The organism is uncultured Ligilactobacillus sp., from assembly GCF_948826705.1.
Classification (GTDB): domain Bacteria; phylum Bacillota; class Bacilli; order Lactobacillales; family Lactobacillaceae; genus Ligilactobacillus.
The window spans coordinates 21,162-27,499 of record NZ_CAQLEL010000149.1 but is presented as its reverse complement, the minus strand read 5'-3'; the positions used below and the strand labels follow the sequence as shown (position 1 = coordinate 27,499).

Here is a 6,338-nt window from a genome sequence, read left to right as displayed (position 1 = left end):
CTTATAAAATGTTTCACGTGAAACATTAAACAGCATTTTGGTAATAATGGAAAATGTTTCACGTGAAACATTTTTGTATTAACTATAGATTATCAATGTAAAAGATGATATACTAAATAAGTCATAAGATTATAAGGAGTACAAAAATGGGAAGAGTTATTGCTATTGCAAATCAAAAAGGAGGAGTAGGAAAAACTACTACTTCAATCAATTTATCTGCTTGTATTGCAGAAAAAGGAAAAAAAGTTTTAGCTGTGGATATTGACCCACAAGGAAACACAACAAGTGGAATGGGCATTGACAAAACAGGAAACAGAAATACAATTTATCAAGTTGTTATCGGTGAATGCTCTATGGAAGATGCGATTATAAAAAAGGTGTAGGAAAAGAAAGTGATATCAGCTATCAAGTCATTTACCGAGCAGATGAAACGAGACCTTTAGGGGTAAAAACAGTTAGTGTGAAGGGGCAAAATGGTATCATGCATCCAAATGGGACGATAACGAAAGCCCCAGTTACTGAAGTGGTCCTTGTAGGTATCAAACCTAATGTGGCAGAAGTAGCAGTACCATACCATGTTGTTTTGATCGAAGATAGTACAATGTTGAAAACTGATCCAAAGATCGAAATCGTCGCTGGTAAAGATGGAAAAGCGATCACAACAACTAGTTATGCACTCAATGAAACGACAGGCCTTGTAACGGTCGCTAACGTTGCTAAAGAGTTGATACCAGCTATTGATCAAGAGGTCAAAGTAGGTATTGGAGAAAATAAAGAGATCATGTATGAGACACGCTATGTTGCTGACGAAGAGCTTGAAGCTGGTGTTACAGAAGTGCGAGTAACTGGTCAGGTGGGGGTTCGTCATCCAAATGGTACTATAACGACAGAACCAGTAACAGAGATCATTGCGGTTGGAACGATGCCAAAGATCAGTGAAGAAATTCTTGGATTTGAGACGATCTATCAAGAAGATCCAAACTTACCACTAGGAGAAATGTGTGTTATCACACCAGGAAAAGAAGGGATCAAACGTCTAATAACGACCTATACTGTTGATGAAGTAACAGGAGAATTGATCGAAATGACGTCAGAAGAGATCACTGAACCACAAGCAGAGATCGTTGCCAAGGGAACTAAAGTTACACAAAAAGAAGTTGTTAAAACCCCTGAAGTGAAATCTGTAGTGGCTCAAACAAAAGAACAGCCAGTACCTAAATCACAAGAATTACCACAAATGGGTGATAAAAATAAAGCTGATACAGCAATGCTCTTAGGTAGTTTAGGAGTCTTAAGTGCTTTAGGGCTTGTAGCGTTTAGCAAAAAACGTAAAGAAGAAAGATAAGATCAGGATCAAAACGAATTTGAAGTAGTAAGAAGATACTAGGGACAGCTTAGTTATCTGGAAAAATTAAATAATGGAATAGGCTGAAAATCAACACTTTGACTGTGGTTTTCAGCCTATTTTTATTGTCTGTGACTTATTGTACTATTTTTTGGTATCCGTTATCTCATTAATTAGTTCGTTTTTTTAAAAACAAAATATTTAGTAATTTTTCCTAAAAGTTAAGCTGTTTATTTTACAAGTGTATTATCTAAATGTTATATTGTAAGCGTATTCATGATGTGAAATTTATATTTTTGGAGGAATTAGTTATGGATCTAGCAAAATATATCGATCATACGATCTTGGCACCGAATGCAACTGAAGAACAAGTAGAAAAGATAATTTCTGAGGCGTTAGAATATGGATTTGCGTCAGTCTGTATCAACCCATATTGGGTCAAAAAAGTGGCTCAAAGTTTAGCTGATAGTGATGTTGAAGTTTGTACGGTGATCGGGTTTCCTTTAGGCGCTAATAAGACCAGTATCAAAGTCAGTGAAGCTAAAGAAGCTATCGCTGATGGAGCAGATGAGCTTGATATGGTGTTAAATATCGGCGAATTAAAGGCCAAGCATTACGATGCTGTCAAAACAGATATCAAGGCGGTGGTTGATGCATGTCATGCAGAAAATAAATTGGTCAAAGTTATCATTGAGGCTTGCTTATTGACAGATGAAGAAAAAATCAAAGCTTGTGAATTGTCAAAAGAAGCTGGGGCTGACTATGTTAAAACATCCACTGGTTTTTCGACCGGTGGTGCAACAGTAGCTGATATTGAATTGATGCGAAAGACTGTCGGACCAGATATCGGTGTCAAAGCCTCTGGCGGTATCCATTCCAAAGAAGAAGCTTTAGCCTTGATCGAGGCTGGAGCTTCACGTTTAGGTGCGAGTGCAGGAGTCAAGATCGTTAATAGTTAGGATGTGAGTGGAATGCGATTTAAACGTGTATTTACATTAGTGATCGACTCAGTAGGGATCGGAGCCGCTAAAGATGCAACTAAATTTGGTGATGAGGGTTCTGATACTCTAGGACATATTACTTCTTATTGGGATGGCAAGTTAAAATTACCTAACTTAACGGCTTTAGGTTTGGGAAATATTCGTGCTGATTCACCATTAGTAGGTGTTTTACCAGTTGAAGACCCATTAGCTTACTATGGTAAGATGCAAGAGATCTCGGTTGAAAAAGATAGTATGGACGGTCACTGGGAAATGATGGGTTTGCCAGTTACTGAACCGCTGGGCTTTTTTCCCAATGGATTCCCAGAACCGTTGATCAAGGCGATCGAAGAATTTAGTGGGCGTAAAGTGATCGTCAATTGACCGATCTCTGGGACCGAAGTGATCGCTAAATATGGTGAAGAGCAGTTGAAGACTGGAGACTTGATAGTGTATACCTCGGGGGATTCAGTCTTACAGATCGCATCTAATACAGCGATCATTCCACTTGATGAGTTATATCGGATCTGTAAATATGTCAGAGAAATAACGATCGATGAATATCACATTGGGCGTATTATTGCACGTCCTTATGTTGGTAAAGATAAAAGTGAATTTAAACGAACATCTGACCGCCATGATTTTACTTTAGTACCTCCAAATGATACGGTCCTGGACATGTTGGGCCAAGCCGGCTTTGAAGTTATCGGAGTCGGGAAAACTAACGATATTTTTTCGGGTAAGGGGATCGATAACAAGATCCATACTGAAAGTAATGATGACGGGATGACCAAGACGATCGAAGTTGCCCAAACAGATTTTACGGGTTTGTGTTTTACGAACTTGGTCGATTTTGATGCGATGTATGGTCATCGCCGTGATAGTGAAGGGTATGGCAAAGCTTTGGCAGCATTTGATGAACGTTTGGGCGAGTTACTAGAGATTCTACAAGCTGACGATCTATTGCTGATCACAGCTGATCATGGTAACGACCCTGGATTTAAAGGAACCGATCATACACGTGAATATGTGCCATTGTTGGCTTATTCACCAAGTTTTTCTAAGGGTAGTTCGTTAGGGATCCGTGATACTTACGCTGACTTAGGTGCAACGATCCTAGATAATTTTGAGTTACCAAATAAAACGGACGGCAAGAGCTTTTTAGCCGATTTACGGAGGAATTAAGATGAGTGAACATATTGAAGCCAAGAAGGGTGATATCGCTAAGGTCGTTTTGTTACCGGGAGATCCTTTACGAGCCAAACATATTGCAGAAACGTTTTTAGATGATCCGATCTGTTATAATACAGTTCGTAATGCATTGGGTTATACAGGAACTTATAAAGGAATAAAGATCTCGATCCAAGGAACAGGGATGGGGATCCCATCAACTTTGATATATGCTGAAGAGCTGATCAATTACTACGGGTGTGAGATCTTGATCCGTGTCGGTACATGTGGCGGAATGGCGCCAGAAATAAAAGTTAGAGATGTTATCTTAGCACAATCGGCAACGACTGATTCGGCCATCATTCAAAATACTTTTGGCAGTGGTCTTTATTATGCGCCCACAGCTGATTTTAGCTTGCTCGATCATGCATATGCTGTGGCTAAAAAAGAGCAGATCGCAGTTAAAGTCGGTAATATCATCTCAGAGGATCGTTTTTACAATGAAGAGATCGATCGAGAAAAATTGATCCAATATAATGTGTTAGGCGCTGAGATGGAAGCGGCAGGCCTATATCTGATCGCAGCTAAGTATAATGTAAGAGCCTTGGCCGTTTTAACGATCAGTAACCATATTATAAGTGGCGAATCAACGCCAGCATCTGAGCGTGAAAGATCATTTAATGATATGGTAAAAGTTGCACTTGAAGCTGCAGTTTCACAAGTTAAAGCATAGAAAGGTGGAAGCTACAATGCGAATGGTAGATATTATCGAACGCAAACGTAATGGAGCAGAATTAACAAAAGAAGAGCTACACACTTTTATTGAGGGTTATACTAAAGGCGAGATCCCAGATTATCAAGCTAGTGCTTTTTTGATGGCAATATATTTCAATGGGATGACGGCTAAGGAACAAGCAACCTTTGCTTTAGAGATGCTGCATTCAGGTGATAAAGTCGACTTGTCGCTGATCCCAGGGATCAAGGTCGATAAACACTCAACTGGTGGTGTGGGGGATAAGACCAGTATCCCTTTAGCTCCGATGATCGCTGCGTTAGATATTCCTATCCCGATGATCTCAGGTCGTGGTTTGGGACATACTGGAGGAACATTGGATAAATTGGAAGCGATACCAGGATTTAAGGTCGAACTGAGTGAAACTGAATTTATCCAGCAAGTTAAAGATATCAACTTGGCGATCATCAGTGCTACTGGTAATATCGCGCCCGCAGATAAGAAATTATATGCTTTGCGTGATGTTACTGCAACGGTCGACTCGATCCCCTTGATCGCAGGTTCTATTATGAGTAAGAAGATCGCTTCTGGTACCGATGCATTGGTCTTAGATGTTAAAACTGGCTCAGGCGCATTTATGAAGACACAAGAGAAGGCTAAAGCATTAGCAAAAGCAATGGTCGAGATCGGTAAAAACGTCGGAATACGCTGTATGGCAGTCATCTCTGATATGAATCAACCATTGGGCAATACGATCGGAAATACCCTTGAGATCGAGGAGTCGGTCGAGATCTTAAAGGGAAATGGACCTAAAGACATCACTGATCTTGTTTTAACATTAGGCAGTCAGATGGTAGTTTTAGCTGGAAAAGCAGAAACTCTAGAGCAAGCACGCGAAATGTTGATCGAAGTTTTGGTCAATGGCAAAGCTCTTGAAAAATTTGGCGATATGATAGAGGCGCAAGGTGGCGATCGCAATATCATCGATGACTATAGTTTGATGCCACAGGCAAAATATCAGATCTCGATCAAAGCACCTAAGGCAGGCTATATTTCTAAAATGACAGCTGATGAATTGGGTGTGGCAAGTATGCTACTTGGAGGTGGCCGTAAAAGTAAAGAAGATACGATCAATTACGCGGTCGGCTTACGCTTGCACAAAAAAGTCGGTGATCGAGTTGAAAAAGATGAGGAGCTAGTGACCGTCTATAGTGATCAAAAAGATATTGAACAAGTTGAAAATTTGATCTTAGGTAATATCGAGATCGGTGAAAAGACTAATGCTGTTCCGTTGATCCATGAAATAATCAAATAGTGGATAAAGTAGTATTGTTAGGGATGTAAGGCTTAACAATACTATTTTTTGATTTGCATAATTTAATGGTCCATATTAAGATAATTATCACATTGAACAATAGGAGGAAACAGAGTTGAAACTATATGAGTTGACGTTGAATAACGTTTTTTATGTAGATCAACAACGAAAAGATATTTATTTAGTTCATATTAGGTATCCACAATATTTTAAGTTAAGGCAACCAATTTTACAGTGTATGAAAGCTAAAATCGATATCAAGACTTGTGTCGAACGGCCAGAAGTAAGATTTCATGAAGGAAAATTTACGCGTTTTAATGTAACGTATCATTTTCCCAATACAGGGCTATCAAAGCCTGATTATAAGGTGAATCTTTTATTTCACTCAGAGTTTATCAAGATCACGCGCCACCATATCGAGCATGTACATAAAAATTTATTGGAACAGTTGCCAGATGATTTCACTAAAAGTGAGACGGTCTCGTTGGATGAACTTGAAGAGAATTTCAATAATGATGGTTATGTGGGCCAATATTTACAAGCAACATTGCAAGCAGTAGGTTAAAATAATCATTTTCAAGCATCAGCAATGATGCTTTTTTAATTTATAATATAGTAGTGTTTTGTTAAGAAAATCACCAAAGTTCTTGTATATCTTACTAAAAAAAGGAAATAGCTACTGGTATCAAAAAATGGTCTCAAATATATTTGGTGGAAATTAGAGAATTTTAAGTATATATTTTTTTGAATATTGTTGCAATTTAAAAGTGAAGTTGCTATAATATTCTTTGTTAT

General features: G+C 38.7%; 5 protein-coding genes and 2 pseudogenes. All 7 read left to right on the top strand.

The genetic code is table 11. The features are described from left to right. Window positions 1-146: 146 nt before the first annotated feature. Window positions 147-374, top strand: a pseudogene (locus Q9Q35_RS11255) (AAA family ATPase); the annotation flags it as partial. Beyond that, on the top strand, window positions 347-1,345 hold the full coding sequence (locus Q9Q35_RS12015) for a G5 domain-containing protein (RefSeq protein ID WP_370648913.1): 999 nt from the start codon (window positions 347-349) through the stop codon (window positions 1,343-1,345). The pseudogene Q9Q35_RS11255 and the gene Q9Q35_RS12015, both read left to right, overlap by 28 nt. Window positions 1,346-1,656: 311 nt before the next feature. Then, on the top strand, window positions 1,657-2,304 hold the full coding sequence (deoC, locus tag Q9Q35_RS11245; protein WP_304653446.1) for a deoxyribose-phosphate aldolase: 648 nt from the start codon (window positions 1,657-1,659) through the stop codon (window positions 2,302-2,304). A gap of 12 nt (window positions 2,305-2,316) precedes the next feature. Beyond that, a pseudogene (locus Q9Q35_RS11240) lies at window positions 2,317-3,510 on the top strand (phosphopentomutase). A 1-nt stretch (window position 3,511) separates the two neighbouring features. After that, window positions 3,512-4,228, top strand: coding sequence for a purine-nucleoside phosphorylase (gene deoD, locus Q9Q35_RS11235; protein ID WP_304653445.1), 717 nt, complete (start codon window positions 3,512-3,514; stop codon window positions 4,226-4,228). A 16-nt stretch (window positions 4,229-4,244) separates the two neighbouring features. Next, the gene (locus tag Q9Q35_RS11230) at window positions 4,245-5,543 is read left to right on the top strand and encodes a pyrimidine-nucleoside phosphorylase (RefSeq protein WP_304653444.1); all 1,299 of its coding nucleotides are present in this window, start codon (window positions 4,245-4,247) and stop codon (window positions 5,541-5,543) included. 115 nt (window positions 5,544-5,658) lie between these two features. Continuing rightward, entirely contained in the window at window positions 5,659-6,108 is a 450-nt protein-coding gene (locus tag Q9Q35_RS11225) for a hypothetical protein (protein WP_304653443.1), read from the top strand. Window positions 6,109-6,338: the final 230 nt, after the last annotated feature.